Here is a 14,703-nt window from a genome sequence, read left to right on the forward strand (position 1 = left end):
GCGCTGCGATCCCCCTCCACCAGCCTTCGGCTGGTCCCCCTCCCCGCAAGCGGGGAGGATCTTTTAGCTGACCGGTACCCCGTACAGATCGTGTTCGTCGGCGTCCTCGACCTCGACCTTGACGATGTCGCCCTGTGCCAGATGGCCGGCATCGCGCAGGAAGACTTCGCCATCGATGCCCGGCGCATCCGCCGTGCTGCGGCCGGTCGCGCCGCCCTCTTCGCCGACCTCATCGATGATGACGTCGATGGTGCGGCCGATCTTGGCGGCGAGCTTGGCGGCCGAGATCGCGGCGGTTTTTTCCATGATCCGGGCATAGCGCTCTTCCTTGACCGCTTCCGGCACCGGATCGGGCAAGGCATTGGCGGCGGCGCCCTCGACCGGTTCGAAGCGGAAGGCGCCCACGCGGTCGAGCTGCGCCTCGTCCAGCCAGTCGAGCAGATATTGGAAGTCGGCTTCGGTTTCGCCGGGGAAACCGACGACGAAGGACGATCGGATCGCGATGTCCGGGCACACTTCACGCCAGCCGCGCAGCCGCTCCAGCACCTTCGCATCGTTGGCGGGGCGCTTCATCGCCTTCAGCACATTGGGGGAGGCGTGCTGGAACGGAATGTCGAGATAGGGCAGCACCAGCCCCTCCGCCATCAGCGGGATGACGCTGTCGACATGGGGGTAGGGATAGACATAGTGCAGCCGGACCCACGGCGCGATCTGCCCAAGCTCGCGGGCAAGGTCGGTCATGTGCGGCACGACCTCACGCCCCTTCCATGCGCGGGGTTCGCGGCGGATGTCGATGCCATAGGCCGAGGTATCCTGGCTGATGACCAGCAATTCCTTCGTCCCCGCCGCGACCAGCTTTTCCGCCTCGCGCAGGATCGCGTCGGGCCGGCGGCTGATCAGTTCGCCGCGGATCGACGGAATGATGCAGAAGGAGCAGCGGTGGTTGCAGCCTTCCGAAATCTTCAGATAGCTATAGTGACGCGGCGTCAGCTTCAGCCCGCTTTCGGGCACCAGATCGACGAAGGGCGACGGGATCGGCGGCGCAGCCTCATGCACCGCCTCCACCACCTGTTCATACTGGTGCGCGCCGGTCACGGCCAACACCTGTGGGAAGCGGGCACGGATCGTTTCCGCCTCCTGCCCCATGCAGCCGGTCACGATGACGCGGCCGTTTTCGGCAATCGCCTCTCCGATCGCTTCCAGCGATTCTTCCTTGGCGGAATCGAGGAAGCCGCAGGTGTTGACCAGCACGACGTCCGCCCCGGCATAGTCGGGCGACATCTGATAGCCGTCGCTGCGCAGTTTCGTCAGGATGCGTTCGCTGTCGACGAGGTTCTTGGGACAGCCGAGCGAAACCATCCCGACACGGGGGGGCGAAGGAAGACGAGTTGCCATGATCGCCGGGCTATATAGCGATTTTGCGGCAAAACGATAGGGGCGCGTGGGTGGGCGCCGCCGGTCGTTATCGTGTCACCACTTCGACGATCATGTCACCGTGCTGCAGGGTTTGCACTTCGGGGCTGTCGAACCGGAGCTTCCCGTCGCCGCGATAGACCCGCAGGCCTAGTCCGGTCGTGATCGCCGACAGCGGCTGGCCGACCTCGTGCGGGGCGACCGGTCGTTCGGCCAGCGCCACCGGCCCGCCGATCGAGGCGAGGTCGAGCAGATAGTCGGCGATGTGCGGCCCCTTGCACGACCCGGCGAGCAGCAGCCCGGCAAAGCTGACCGGGTTGATGACCGTCGTGGCACCGGCGGCGCGGGCGGGAAATTCGTTATCCTCCGCTTTGACGATTACGCTGATCGTCAGGGCCGGGGCCAGGTGGCGTGCGGTCAGCGTCACCAGGATCGACGTATCGTCGCGGCCGGTCGCGACGATCAGCGCGCGGGCCTTTGCGACGCACACATCGTTCAGTGTCGCATCGCGCGTCGCATCGGCCTGCAGCACGATGCAGCCCAGTTTCTGCGCGGCATCGATATTGGCGGCGACCGGATCGATCACGACGATCCGCCGCGCATCCTCGCCCCGCGCGATCAGTTCGTCGATCGCCTCCGAACCCGTCTTTCCGAACCCGGCGACGACGATGTGCCCGGTCAGCTTTTCCTGCAACAGCGCCATGCGCCAACGCTCCCAACTGCGTCGAAGGACGAATTGATAGGTCGTGCCGATGAACAGCAGCACGACGAACACCCGGATCGGCGACACGATCAACGCATCGAACAGCCGGGCGCGTTCGGTGACCGGTGCGATGTCGCCATAGCCGGTGGTCGTGATCGAAATCATCGTGAAATAGATGACGTCGATAAAGCTGACCGACCCGTCGTAATTGTCGCGCAAGCCTTCGCGGTCGAACCAGTGGACCCCGATCGCGATCCCGACCAGCCCCAGCACCGCGACGACCCGCCACAGGATCGACGCCCAGACCGGCAGCGACGACGATTGTCGCAGGATCGCGCGCCGGCCCGGCGACTTCACCGGCGCGGCAACCGGGTGAGCGGATCGACCGGCGTACGGCCCGAGCGCATCTCGAAATGTACCATCGGTCGGTCGGCAAAGCCCGAATCGCCGGACAACGCGATTTTCTGCCCCTTCTTCACCGCCTGGCCCCGCTGGACCAGCAGCTGGCTGGCGTGGCCGTACACGCTCGTCAGCCCGCCGCCGTGGCGGATGATGACCACGCCGCCCAGGCCGGGTACGCCGGTCCCGACATAGGCGACGGTGCCGTCCGCCGCCGCGCCGATCGGGGTGTCCATCGGCACCGCGATCTTGATGCCGTCGTTGCGCTCCCCGCTCGCCCCGGCGCCGAAGCGTTTGTAGAGGCGCCCGTCGACCGGCCAGGCAAAGGTGCCGGGCGTGGTAGTCGGCGCGGCGATCGCGGCGGTCGACGGCAGCACGCGGCGAGGCGAGGTGACCGCCACTGCCGGCCTTTCGTTCGGCCGGATCGCCGGTTCACCGCCAGTCAGGATGTCGTCGATGTCGAGCCGGAACGCGGCGGCACGCTCGGCAGCGGAGCGGGGCAGCGCATCGCCGGGGATCAGGATCCGCTGGCCGGTGCGAAGGATATAGGGTTCGGTGAGGCCGTTGGCGGTGACGATCCGCGACCAGTCAACGCCGTAGGCACGGGCGATGGCGATCCCCGTCTCCCCCTCATGCACCGTGTGATAGCGCCCGCCAGGAATGGTCAGCCGCTGGCCGGCGCGGATGGTGAAGGGGGCGGGCAGGGTGTTGGCGCGAGCGATGGCTTCCGACCCGGCACCGGTCGCATTGGCGACGCCGCGGAGCGTATCGCCCGGCCGCACGACATAGACGCTGTCGGCGATGGTGCGGGCATTGGCGTTCACCCGCCGTGCTTCCCATGCCGGCGGGGCGGACGGAAGCGCGGTGACGCCATCCCCCTGCGGCCGGGTCGCGGGGGGGGTATCGGGGGCGGCGACCGGCGGTGCCTGCGGCAGGGCGGGTGCGGGATCGTAGCCGGGAGAGGCGGGAATGCACCCGCTCACCGCGCCCATGACGATCAGCGCCACCGCGCCCCGCGTTCCGACCCTCATTGCCGCCCCCTTGCCTGCGATCCCGCCCGCGACCTTAACCATCGCGACGCTCACGGGAAAGGCGTCAGCCGTTCGGCGTCAGCACGTCCTGTCCGACATAGCGGCGCAACGCGTCGGGTACGACGACCGACCCGTCGGCCTGCTGGTAATTCTCCAGCACCGCGACCAGCGTGCGGCCGACCGCCAGTCCCGATCCGTTCAGGGTATGGACGAAGCGGGTCGCCTTCTCCCCCTCCGGCCGATAGCGCGCGTTCATCCGGCGCGCCTGGAAATCGGTGCAGGTCGAACAGCTCGAAATCTCGCGGTAGCGCTGCTGCCCCGGCAACCACACTTCGAGATCGTAGGTCCTGGCGGCGGTAAAGCCCATGTCGCCGGTACACAGCTTCATGCGACGGAACGGCAGGACCAGCCGGTTGAGGATGTCCTCGGCCGCCTGCGTCATCCGCTCATGCTCGGCTTCCGATTGGTCGGGGGTGGTGATCGACACCATTTCCGCCTTTTCGAACTGATGCTGGCGGATGAAGCCGCGCGTGTCGCGCCCGGCGGCACCGGCTTCGGACCGGAAACACATGGTGAGCGCGGTGAAGCGCAGCGGCAGTTCGCGCTCGGCCAGAATTTCACCGGCGACGATGTTGGTCAGCGACACTTCGGCGGTCGGGATCAGCCAGTGGTCGCCGGTGGTCCTGAACAGGTCCTCGGCGAATTTGGGCAGCTGTCCGGTGCCGTACAGCGCCTCGCCACGCACCAGTACCGGAGGCACGACCTCCTCATAGCCATGGATGCCGGTCAGCGTATCGAGCATGAACTGGCCCAGCGCCCGGTGCAGCTTGGCGGCGGCACCGCGCACCAGCGTAAAGCGCGCGCCCGACAGCTTGATCCCGGTTTCGAAATCGAGGCCGATCGCCGGACCGATGGCGTCATGCTCGGCGGGCGTGAAGCCGAAGGCGGTCGGGTCGCCGACCGTCTTTTCGACGACATTCTCGTCCTCGCCCGCACCCTGCGGCACATCGGCAAGCGGCAGGTTGGGAATCGACGCCAGCACGCCGTTCAACTCTTCACCAAGCTGGGCTTCTTCCGCCTCGACGGCAGGCATCCGTTCCTTGATCGCGGCGACTTCGGCCATCAGCGCGGCGGCGGTCTCCTCGTCACGCTTCGCCTTGGCTGCGCCGATCGCCTTCGACGCCTCGTTGCGGCGCGCCTGTGCCACCTGTACCTCGGTCAACAACGCGCGGCGGCGCTCGTCCAGCGCCACGATGTCTGCCGATCGCGGGTCGAGGCCGCGGCGGGCGAGGGCGGCGTCAAAGGCGGCGGGATCGTCGCGGATCAGGCGGATGTCGTGCATGGCCGGGCTATGGCGAGGCACGCGAAGCCATGCAAGCCGCAACCGCCGCGCCCGGTGACGCGTTCATTCGCCGACAAGCCCCAAGGAGATGGACGATGCGCATTCCCCACGACGCCTGCATATTGGTTGCCGATGGTCGCAAGATGCTGTTCTTCCGCAATGAAGGCGATGCGGATGCACCCAACCTGATCGTCGAGGACCAGAAGCTGCAGGCGAACCCGGCCGACCGCCACCAGAAGACCGATGCGGCGGGACAGGCATCGTCGACCACCGGCGGCACGATGGGCGAAACCGATTTCCACCAGCAGGCCGAGGACCGGTTCGCGGCGGAAGCGGCGGAGCTGTTGCGCAAGCGCGCGCTGGCCAATGATTTCGAGTCACTGATCATCGTCGCCCCGCCGAAGACGCTGGGCGAGATGCGCAAGCATTATCACAAGGCAGTCAGCGACAAGCTGGCCGGCGAACTCGACAAGGACCTGACCGGCCATCCGGTGGATCAGATTGAAAAGCTGCTCGCAAACGCCTGAGTCGCAGGGGTGTGAATGAAAAACGGGCCGCGTGGAGGCTCCACGCGGTCCGTTTTGCTGCCCGATCGATACGATCAGGCGGCGTCGCTGCTCGCCTTGCGCGCGAACCGCTTGCGCAGGACCAGCGCGGCGGCGGCCCCGCCGAACAGCAGCAGCATCGGCGGTGCGGGTACCGGGGTCGGCGGGCCGGGCGGGGTGTCGCCGTTCGACGAGGATGAGGTGGACGACGACGACGCGGAGGATGTCGAAGCGCTGGTCGAGGCCGAGGAAGCCGACGACGTGCTGGTCGATACGTTGCCGCTTGAGGATGTCGAGGTCGAGACATTGCCGCTCGAAGAGGTCGACGTGGAGACGTTGCCACTGGATGAGGTGGACGTCGACACGTTCCCGCTCGACGAGGACGAGACGTTGCCGCTGGAGGAGCTGGACACGTTGCCGCTGCTGCCGCCCGATGCCGACGAGGTGCTGCTGGTGCTGGATACGCCGCCGGTGCTGGTCGAAGATCCACCTGCCGAGGTGGAGGTCGAGCCGCTGGTGCTGGAGGTCGACGATACGACGATGCCGCTCGACCCGCCCGACCCGCTGCCGCCGCCGAAGAAGCCGCCTGCGAAGAAGCCGCCACCGATCCCGCCGCCGCCGGTGCCACCGACCAGCACCGGGCCGGGGCCGAAGCCGCCGCCCGACAGCTGCGGCATGTCCGCGCCGGCAAAGGCGGGGGGCAGCGGTACCGGGTCCGCCTGGCTGGCGACGGTCACTACCGTCGGTGCGCAGACGGTCTTGGTGCGGGTGACGATGCGCTTGACGATCCGCTTGGGGGCGGGGCGCGCGGCGACCCGCTTCGTGATGGCGCGCTTGGTGATCGCACGCTTCGTGATTTCGCGGTTATGCGACGATTCGGCCACATGGACGGCCCCGCCGCCGATGACGGCGCCGCCGCAGGCACATGCGCACAGTTTCGCCAATGCCATCTTTACCGACATGCCGCACCACTCTTCCCAAAAGACCCTGACTGCGTATCCAGAGATACCGCGCCGGCCCGTCCTGCATCATCAAGGCGAAAGAAACCGTAAAGTTCAGACCGCAATGACTCTAATAGCGGGGTCATATTTCTGAAACGGCTGAAGCGCCAGCATTTCGGTACGGTTAACGTACCGTAAAGGGACGAGCGGCAAGAGTGGGTGGATCGGAACCCGTCGCGGATGCGGCGGACGAATCGTCCCTTGTTCCTCGGCGCTTGTGGAGCCGCCCCCCGCTCGATATAGGCGCGCGGAAGAAGAGAGGGCACCCCGCGGGCTTCGTAGAGGGATGCCCCTGGGTGGAGACATGGGGATGGCTACGGTTTTGAGCGACACCAAACAACCTCTCGACTTGCCACCGCCGCCGGCGAACGACGATGGCACGGGGTATCGTCCTCATGCGGACGAGCCGTTCATGAACCCGCGGCAGCAGGCCTATTTCCGGGCCAAGCTGCTGGCGTGGAAGGATGCGATCCACCGCGAGGCGCAGGATACGCTGTCGCATCTGCAGAACGAATCGCTGCGCGAGGCCGACCTGACCGATCGCGCGTCGAGCGAAACCGACTTTTCGATCGAACTGCGCACCCGCGATCGCCAGCGCAAGCTGATCGCCAAGATCGAGGCGGCGCTGCGCCGGATCGATGACGGCGAATATGGCTATTGCGAAGTGACCGGTGAACCGATCGCATTGGGCCGGTTGGAAGCACGTCCGATCGCGACGATGACGGTCGAGGCGCAGAGTCGTCACGAGCGCCAGGAAAAGGTGTCGCGCGAAGATTGACGGTAGCGATGCGCGGGGCCGGCGCCGACCCCGCGCGGAGAACGTCAGATCGCCGTCATCTCCTGCTTCACCATCAGCTTGCGTTTCTTGAGCGAGGACAGCAGCGACTGGTCGGGCGAGGGGCGCTGCGCTTCCGCGGCGATCTGGCGATCGAGCGTCGCATGTTTCGCTTCGAGGGCGTTGAGGTGGGCAGACTGCATCGTTGCATCCTCCTGCTTGGCTGTTGGGGGAGTGAATAGAACACAGCCGGCCCCGATTGTCGCCATGCCCCTTCGGTCATTTTCGACGCGACGTGCGAAAATGACCGACAGGCCGTTGCCAGCGACCTGCACCCGAGCGAAAGTCACCGTCCATGGACGAATCGGATCTCGAACATCGGCTGGGGCTGCTCAGGATCGAGCATCGCGACCTCGATGACGCCATTGCCGCGCTGGCCACGGCGGCGCAGGCCGACCAGCTGCAGCTCGCCCGCCTGAAGCGCCGCAAGTTGCGGCTGCGTGACGAGATCGCGTTGATCGAGGACCAGTTGATCCCCGACATCATCGCGTAACGTTCAAACCGTCGCGTTCAGGGACGGTTGCGGGCGATTGCGCTCTTGTCGTCCCGCCGGGGCGCATGGCATCGACAGGGCCATGGAAGCATCCGGAACCGGGGCGGGCGTTCATCGCCGACTGATCGACTCGCTCTATGTCGAAGCCATGGTGCTGGCCGACGAGGCGCGATCCTATTTCAACGATGCGGGGCAGGGCGATCGGGCGATGCTCGACCCGATGGCGCGGGTGGTCCTGTCGTGCGAGTCGCTGAAGATCACCACGCGGCTGATGCATGTCATCGCGTGGCTGCTCACCCAGCGTGCGATCGACGCGGGCGAGATCGCCGCCGAGCTGGATGACGATCCGCTGCGGGCGCTGGCGACGCCGCCGGTGACCGAGGAAGCGGTGCTGGCGACGATGCCCGCCGCCACGCAGTCACTGATCCTGGCCAGTATCGACCTGTATCGTCGCGCCGAACGGATCGAACGGTCGAAGTCCAGTCCGCCGCCGGCCAGCCCGGCGCGGGCGATGTTCGAACGGCTGGCGATGCAGCTATAGGATCAGCGGTTACCCGAGAAGCCTGTGGCGGGTGATGCGATATTCCGCCGCCATCTGCGCGATCCGATCGGCGGCGGGAACGACGGCATCAACCGCACCAATCCCCTGGCCCGCGCCCCAGATGTCCTTCCACGCCTTGGCGCCCGAACCGAAATTCATTGCGGAGGCATCGCTGTCGGGCAGCGCATCGGGGTCCAGTCCCGCAGCAACGATCGACGCGCGCAGATAATTGCCATGCACCCCGGTGAACAGGTTGCTGTAGACGATATCGCCTGCGCGGCCGTCGACCACTGCCTGCTTGTATGCCGCCACCGCATTGGCTTCGGCGGTGGCGATGAAGGGCGAGCCAACATAGGCCAGATCGGCTCCGGCCGCCTGCGCCGCCAGCACCGCACCGCCATTGGCGATCGCGCCGGACAGGGCCAGCGGCCCGTCGAACCACTGGCGAACCTCCTGCGTGAAGGCGAAGGGGTTCAGCCGCCCGGCATGGCCGCCGGCGCCGGTGCAGACGAGGATCAGCCCGTCGGCGCCCTTTTCCACCGCCTTGTGCGCAAAGCGGTCGTCGATGACGTCGTGCAGCGTGATTCCGCCCCAGCCATGGACGGCAGTATTCAGGTCCTCGCGCGCGCCGAGCGACGTGATGACGATCGGCACCTTCCATTTGGCACAGGTGGCGAGGTCCGCTTCCAGCCGGTCGTTCGATCGATGCACGATCTGGTTAACCGCGAACGGTGCCGACGGACGATCGGGATGGGCACGGTCGTGGGCCGCCAGTTCCTCGGTAATCCGGTGGAGCCATTCGTCGAGTTGCGCCTGCGGCCGGGCGTTCAGCGCGGGGAAGGAACCGACGATCCCCGCCTTGCACTGGGCGATCACCAGGTCTGGACCGGAGATGATGAACAGCGGCGACCCGATGACCGGGATCGTCAGCCTTTCGAACAAGGGAGGTAGCGCCATATGAGTTTCATAGCGCAACCATGTTGGCTGTCCAGTACTCAGGCCGACAGGTGCTGCGCCAGGATCGATCCGCCGATCGCGATCAGCACCAGTCCACCCAGAATGCCGGCATAGCGGCCGAGATAGGGGCCGATATGCTTGCCCAGCAGCACCCCGATCGTCGCCATCAACGTCGTCGTGCCGCCGATGATGAGGCAGGCGACCCAGATATTGATGTCCATCAGCGCCAGCGAAACGCCGACTGCCGCCGCATCGATGCTGGTCGCGATGGCGGTGGCGGCAAGGCGGAGATAGCTGGGCTTCCCATCGCTATCGGCGGCTGCCGCTTCCGCGGCATCGCCCTGAAATGCTTCGCGCAGCATGTATCCGCCGACTGCCAGTAGCAGCCCGAACGCTACCCAATGGTCGTAGCTCGCGATCCAGTCGTTCAGCAGGAAGCCGAGCAGCCAGCCGATCGCGGGCGTGATCGCTTCGAAGAAGCCGAACACGATGCCGACCTTCAACGCATCGGACAGGCCGCTGCGGCGTTCGGTCGCACCCTTTCCCAACGCGGCGGCGAAGGCGTCGACGGACAGGCTGGCGCCAAGCGCGCCAAGGGTCAGGATGCCGGGCATTGCAATACTTTCAGGGCCAGATACCGAACGACGCGCATGTCCGTGGCCACGAAGCGTGACATGCTGGTCGTTGGTCTCGCCGGGCAGGATCAATCCTGCTGTCATCGCCATGCACCAAGTGGCGCAAGGATGTTGACGATGACCCCGCATTACCGCGGGTAGCTACTCCCCAAGAGTTCGGCCGCAATATGTTGTGGTGGCGTCACGGGCAATCGGGAAAATGCGATCAATATGGTCCGATTGATCGAGCGGATTATCCGGACACGACCTGATAGAGCAGGACCGAATTCAGCACGATTACCGCCGCGCAGATCGTCCAGGCGGCGACGGCCAGCACCGGGCGGTTGGCGAAGGCGCCCATCTTGCCCCGGTCACCGGTGAAGCGGACCAGCGGATAGACGGCGAAGGGCAATTGCAGGCTCAGCACGACCTGGCTGCCGATCAGGAGCCGTGCGGTGCCGCTGTCGCCGTACAGGCTGGCGACGACGACCGCCGGGATGATGGCGAGCAGCCGGGTGACGATCCGCCGCAACCACGCGGGCAGGCGGATGTTCAGAAAGCCTTCCATCACGATCTGCCCGGCGAGCGTGCCGGTGATCGTCGAATTCTGCCCCGATGCCAACAGGGCGACCGCGAACAGGATGCTGGCGGCGCCTGCGCCCAGCATCGGGGTGAGCAACTGGTACGCGTCCTGAATTTCCGCCACATCGGTGCGTCCGGCGGTGTGGAAGGTCGCTGCGGCAAGGATCAGGATCGATCCGTTGATGAACAGCGCCAGCATCAGCGCGATCGAGCTGTCGATCGTCGCCAGCTTCACCGCCTCGCGCCGTCCCTCCGGGCTGCGGTCGAAGCTGCGCGTCTGCACGATGGAGGAATGGAGATAGAGATTATGCGGCATCACGGTCGCGCCGAGGATGCCGATGGCGATGTAGAGCATCGCCGGATTGGTCACGATGTCCGTCGTCGGGATCAGTCCGTTCGCGATGGCGGCGATCGACGGCTGCGCGAGGAACAGCTCGACCGCGAAACAGCCGGCGATCACCAGCAGCAGCGCGACGATGAACGCCTCCAGCTTGCGAAAGCCATATTGCTGGAGCAGCAGAATCAGCATCACGTCGACCGCGGTGATGCATACGCCCCACACCAGCGGGATGCCGAAGAGGAGCTGCAGCGCGATCGCAGTGCCGATGACTTCCGCGAGGTCGCAGGCGATGATCGCCAGTTCGCACAGTGCCCACAGCACCCATCGGACGGGCGCGGGATAATATTCGCGGCACGCTTGGGCAAGGTCGAGGCCGGTGACGATGCCGAGCTTCGCCGACAGCGATTGTAGCACCATCGCCATGATGTTCGACAACAGGATGACCGACAGCAGCGTGTAGCCGAATGCCGACCCGCCGGCGATGTCGGTCGCCCAGTTGCCGGGGTCCATATAGCCGACCGCGACCAGATAACCCGGCCCGGCAAAGGCACCCAGCTTGCGCCAGAATTGTCCCGCGCCCGCGGGCACCGGGATCGTGCGAAACGATCCCGGCAGGCTGGGGCGCCGGTCGGGAGCGTCGGCGCTGGTCGGAGGGGCCATGCGATACGCTCCCGAATTACGCCGTTACGAGGCGTTGCTGGTCTTCAGCGCGCCATTGACCCCCGCCGGGAAGAAACCGCCGGCGGTGACCGAGGCGCGGGTGAGGTAGTGGATGTTGAGCACCTGTGCCGGCGAGCGGGCAAAGGTCAGGCCGCTGCCATCGGTCGGCACGATGTTCGACGCATTGTTGACCGGCTTTACGCCCTGATCGATGTCGGTGACGCCATCGAGGCTGTCGCGCGCGTTCGACAGCGCTTCGGTCGCGTCGATGATCGACGCGGTGGCGATCCCCTTGCGATACAGCGCCGCGCGGATCAGGCCGGCATGATAGGCCTTGGCCGACACCATGCCGGCAATCGCGTCGATGAACGCCGCGCCGGTGACCGATGCGGCGATCCCGCGATAGGCGGTGACCGCGACATCGGCGAACACGAACGCCCCCAGCATCACCTGTTCGTCGCTGGCATAGACGTCATAGGTCGCAGAGGTCGTGGTGATCAGCTGCGCCGCGCGGGCGAGGTTCGAGAAGGCGCTGGTCGCGGTGACGCCGAGGTCGATCGTCGGCTGGGCGATGACCGGCGACCCGATGACGCCACGCAACAGCGAAACGTGGTTCCGGGTGTCGGCGGCGATCTCGCGGGCGAACTGGCCGAAGACTGGATCGGCAAAGGTGCGCTGGCGTCCGCCGGTCGCGGCGCCGGCGGTGCCGGTTCCAGTCAGCAGGTTGGCGGACAGCCCGGCGCCGGTCGTGACGCCGCTGAAATACTGCGCCTCGATATAGGCGAGGTTCAGCGCGAAGTTCAGCACGTCGGCATCGGTCAGCGGGCTGGCGGTGGGCGTCGGCGTGGCCGAACCCGACGCGGTCGGCGTGGGGGTCGGGGTCGGCGCTGGGTTGCTGCTATTGCCGCCACAGGCCGCCAGCAGCGATGCGCCGGCAACCACGGCAGATACGCCGCCCGCGTTGCGCAGGAAATCGCGGCGATCGGCGCGGCGGCCATCATTGGTGTCGAGCATCGACAGGATCGATTCGTTGGTCATCTGGGTCGCTCCCGAAAGGCTCAGTTCGCCGCGCTGGACTTGATGGCGCCGTTGACACCTGCGGGGAAGAACCCGCCGGCCGTGACGGCGCTACGGTTCAGATAGGCGATGTTCAGCACCTGTCCGGTGGTGCGGCCATAGGGCAGGCCGGTGGTGGAATCGAACGGCATGATGTTCGACTGGTCGCCGATCGGGCGCACGCCCTGGTCGATGTCGCTGGCCCCGTCCAGCCCGTCGCGCGCATTCGAGATCGCTTCGGTCGAATCGATCAGCGTCGGCGTGGACAGCCCGCGCATGTAGAGCGCCGAGCGGATCATCGCCGCGTGATAGGATTCGGTCGCGAGGATGCCCGATGCCGCCTGGCGGATCAGCGCGTTGGCGATGCCGCCCATCGCCCCGCGATAGGCGGTGACGCCGACATCCTCGAACAGGAAGGCGGCGAGCAGGAAATTGTCGTCATTCTCATACGGATCGAACGTTGCACCCTGGCCAATCAGCCCGGCGGCACGGGCCGCGTTCGAAAAGGCGCTGGTCGCGGTCGCGCTGATGTCGAGATTGGGCATGGCGATCGCCCCCGATCCCAGCGCGTTGCGCAGGAATTCGACGTGCGCGACCTCGTCCTGCGCGATTTCGCGGGCATAATTGGCGACGATCGGGTCGCTCAGATTGGCCTTCTTGCCCCCTGTCACCGTGCCCGCCGTGCCGGTACCGGTCAGCAGCGTCGAGGCGAGACCCGTGCCGTTGACGGCAAAGGCATAGAATTGCGCTTCGAGATATTCGAGGTTCAACGCGAAATTCAGCACGTCGAGGTCGGTGAACCCGCTGGAATTGGTGGCGGACGGGGTCGGCGTGGGGGTGGGCGTCGGCGTTGGGGTCAGCGTTGCGCCATTACCGCCGCAGGACGTCAGCGCAATGCCGCTGCCCACGGCCGCCACCGCACCGAATGCGCGAAAAAAGTCCCGGCGTTCCTCGCGTCGGCGGGTCCGCGCATCGAGGATTTCAACCATCTGTGTCTCGTCGGTCATCTACCGGTTCCCTTAAACCCTGGCGGCCCCGCCCCGCGATTGGCGGAACGACCCGGACCTCTCCCTGATATGCGGCCGGGATCGACCGACATATCGATTGTGCGTGCTGTATTGGCTGTCGCCGCGCGACGCTACCCCCCAAGGTCAGGCGCGGGTGCGATCGATTCGCGCAGGATCAGGCGATGTTCGTGCGCGATGGTCGCCGGTACGGGGGTGCCGGCCAGCTGGTCGAGCAGCAGCGAGGTCGCGCTGACCGCCATGTCGAACACCGGCTGCCGCATGGTAGTGATGCGGGGCCAGGTGATGCGGGCGATTTCCGAATCGTCGAACCCGACGATCGACAGGCCGGCCGGAACGTCGATCCCCGCTTCACGCGCAGCCATCAGCGCGCCGACCGCCATGTCGTCATTCTGTGCCAGGATCGCGGTCGGCCGGTCGGGCCGGTCGAGCAACGTCCGCGCGGCGGCAAAACCCGAATCGAAGGTGAAGAGGCCGTCGATCACCCGGTCGGGATCGATCGCGACCCCGGCGGCGGCAAAGGCATCGGCATAGCCGGCCATGCGCGCGCCGCTGGCCGCGTGGGTCGGATCGCCCTTGATGATGCCGATCCGGCGATGCCCCTGCGCCAGCACGGCGGCGGCGACTTCGGCGGCGGCGATGACGTCGTCGACCACGACGCCCGGCACGATATCGTCGAAACGGGTGGGCGAGATCCGCGCGAACGGCATCCCGATGCCGACGAGTTCGTCGAGGATGCGGCGGCTGTCCGATGCCGGTGGCGCCAGCACCACGCCGTCGATCGCCGCCGAGCGCAACAGTCCGACGACTTCGTCCGCATGGTCGTTGACTGACCGGACGGGCAGCACGACCAGCCGGTAGCGTTCGCCGCGCAGCCGTTCCAGCACGCCCATCTGCAGGTCGACGCCGTAGCTGGGGGACGGATTTTCATAGACCAGCCCGATCAGGTACGATCGTTGCCGCGCCAACCCCTGCGCCATGATATTGGGATGGTAGTCCAGCACGCGCACCGCTTCGCGAACGCGGTCGCGCACCGCATCGGTGACATGCGGTTCGCCGTTCAACACGCGGGACACGGTCTTGGTCGATACGGCCGCATGGCGCGCGACGTCGACGATGGTGATGCGCCGCGACGGACGCGATCGGGGGGACTTCATGGGGCATCT

The 14,703-nt window shown here is 66.5% G+C and carries 16 protein-coding genes and 1 riboswitch; of the genes, 5 read left to right on the forward strand and 11 right to left on the reverse strand.

Annotated features, from left to right (window positions below; genetic code table 11):
* Window positions 1-63 precede the first annotated feature (63 nt).
* From rimO to serS, 4 genes are all read right to left on the reverse strand, one after another.
* Entirely contained in the window at window positions 64-1,395 is a 1,332-nt protein-coding gene (gene rimO, locus QZ755_RS03630; RefSeq protein ID WP_294319842.1) for a 30S ribosomal protein S12 methylthiotransferase RimO, read from the reverse strand.
* Between the two features lie 67 nt (window positions 1,396-1,462).
* A complete protein-coding gene (locus QZ755_RS03635) occupies window positions 1,463-2,473 on the reverse strand; it encodes a potassium channel family protein (protein ID WP_294319844.1) in 1,011 nt (336 codons plus the stop codon).
* Window positions 2,470-3,546 (reverse strand): M23 family metallopeptidase, encoded by a 1,077-nt coding sequence (locus QZ755_RS03640; protein ID WP_294319846.1) that lies wholly within the window; start codon window positions 3,544-3,546, stop codon window positions 2,470-2,472. The genes QZ755_RS03635 and QZ755_RS03640 overlap by 4 nt, the downstream gene beginning before the upstream one ends.
* 64 nt (window positions 3,547-3,610) lie before the next feature.
* Entirely contained in the window at window positions 3,611-4,888 is a 1,278-nt protein-coding gene (gene serS, locus QZ755_RS03645) for a serine--tRNA ligase (RefSeq protein WP_294319848.1), read from the reverse strand.
* A gap of 95 nt (window positions 4,889-4,983) precedes the next feature.
* On the opposite strand from serS, the gene QZ755_RS03650 reads away from it, so the two are divergent.
* The 3 genes from QZ755_RS03650 (at window position 4,984) to dksA (ending at window position 7,212) form a co-directional block, all read left to right on the forward strand.
* On the forward strand, window positions 4,984-5,415 hold the full coding sequence (locus tag QZ755_RS03650) for a host attachment family protein (protein WP_294319849.1): 432 nt from the start codon (window positions 4,984-4,986) through the stop codon (window positions 5,413-5,415).
* Window positions 5,416-5,469: 54 nt separating this feature from the next.
* Window positions 5,470-6,528 (forward strand): hypothetical protein, encoded by a 1,059-nt coding sequence (locus QZ755_RS03655; protein ID WP_294319851.1) that lies wholly within the window; start codon window positions 5,470-5,472, stop codon window positions 6,526-6,528.
* Between the two features lie 216 nt (window positions 6,529-6,744).
* Window positions 6,745-7,212 carry an RNA polymerase-binding protein DksA gene (dksA, locus tag QZ755_RS03660; RefSeq protein WP_294319853.1) on the forward strand — a complete coding sequence of 156 codons (468 nt, stop codon included), beginning with the start codon at window positions 6,745-6,747 and terminating at the stop codon, window positions 7,210-7,212.
* A 44-nt stretch (window positions 7,213-7,256) separates the two neighbouring features.
* Here the strand turns inward: dksA and QZ755_RS03665 are convergent, their stop codons facing one another.
* Window positions 7,257-7,412 (reverse strand): YdcH family protein, encoded by a 156-nt coding sequence (locus tag QZ755_RS03665; protein ID WP_082443088.1) that lies wholly within the window; start codon window positions 7,410-7,412, stop codon window positions 7,257-7,259.
* 152 nt (window positions 7,413-7,564) lie between these two features.
* Here QZ755_RS03665 and QZ755_RS03670 point away from each other — a divergent pair, with 152 nt between their 5' ends.
* Both QZ755_RS03670 and QZ755_RS03675 read left to right on the forward strand, forming a co-directional pair.
* Window positions 7,565-7,762, forward strand: a complete 198-nt coding sequence (locus QZ755_RS03670) for a DUF465 domain-containing protein (RefSeq protein WP_294319857.1) — start codon at window positions 7,565-7,567, stop codon at window positions 7,760-7,762.
* Window positions 7,763-7,844: 82 nt separating this feature from the next.
* Window positions 7,845-8,303, forward strand: coding sequence for a DUF1465 family protein (locus QZ755_RS03675; RefSeq protein WP_294319859.1), 459 nt, complete (start codon window positions 7,845-7,847; stop codon window positions 8,301-8,303).
* Between the two features lie 9 nt (window positions 8,304-8,312).
* On the opposite strand, the gene QZ755_RS03680 is transcribed toward QZ755_RS03675, so the two are convergent.
* From QZ755_RS03680 to QZ755_RS03705, 6 genes are all read right to left on the reverse strand, one after another.
* Complete coding sequence (locus tag QZ755_RS03680; RefSeq protein WP_294319861.1) at window positions 8,313-9,260, reverse strand: nitronate monooxygenase family protein; 948 nt, start codon at window positions 9,258-9,260, stop codon at window positions 8,313-8,315.
* 38 nt (window positions 9,261-9,298) lie between these two features.
* Entirely contained in the window at window positions 9,299-9,874 is a 576-nt protein-coding gene (locus QZ755_RS03685) for a manganese efflux pump MntP family protein (RefSeq protein WP_294319864.1), read from the reverse strand.
* 82 nt (window positions 9,875-9,956) lie between these two features.
* Window positions 9,957-10,051: riboswitch (yybP-ykoY riboswitch) on the reverse strand.
* Between the two features lie 76 nt (window positions 10,052-10,127).
* The gene (locus tag QZ755_RS03690) at window positions 10,128-11,456 is read right to left on the reverse strand and encodes an Nramp family divalent metal transporter (protein ID WP_294319866.1); all 1,329 of its coding nucleotides are present in this window, start codon (window positions 11,454-11,456) and stop codon (window positions 10,128-10,130) included.
* 24 nt (window positions 11,457-11,480) lie between these two features.
* Complete coding sequence (locus tag QZ755_RS03695) at window positions 11,481-12,494, reverse strand: ferritin-like domain-containing protein (protein WP_294319868.1); 1,014 nt, start codon at window positions 12,492-12,494, stop codon at window positions 11,481-11,483.
* Between the two features lie 20 nt (window positions 12,495-12,514).
* Window positions 12,515-13,519 carry a ferritin-like domain-containing protein gene (locus QZ755_RS03700; protein WP_294319870.1) on the reverse strand — a complete coding sequence of 335 codons (1,005 nt, stop codon included), beginning with the start codon at window positions 13,517-13,519 and terminating at the stop codon, window positions 12,515-12,517.
* Between the two features lie 131 nt (window positions 13,520-13,650).
* Window positions 13,651-14,694 (reverse strand): LacI family DNA-binding transcriptional regulator, encoded by a 1,044-nt coding sequence (locus QZ755_RS03705; RefSeq protein ID WP_294319873.1) that lies wholly within the window; start codon window positions 14,692-14,694, stop codon window positions 13,651-13,653.
* Window positions 14,695-14,703: the final 9 nt, after the last annotated feature.

Origin of the sequence: uncultured Sphingomonas sp. (genome assembly GCF_913776855.1) — a bacterium.
In the GTDB taxonomy this organism is placed as follows: Bacteria; Pseudomonadota; Alphaproteobacteria; order Sphingomonadales; family Sphingomonadaceae; genus Sphingomonas.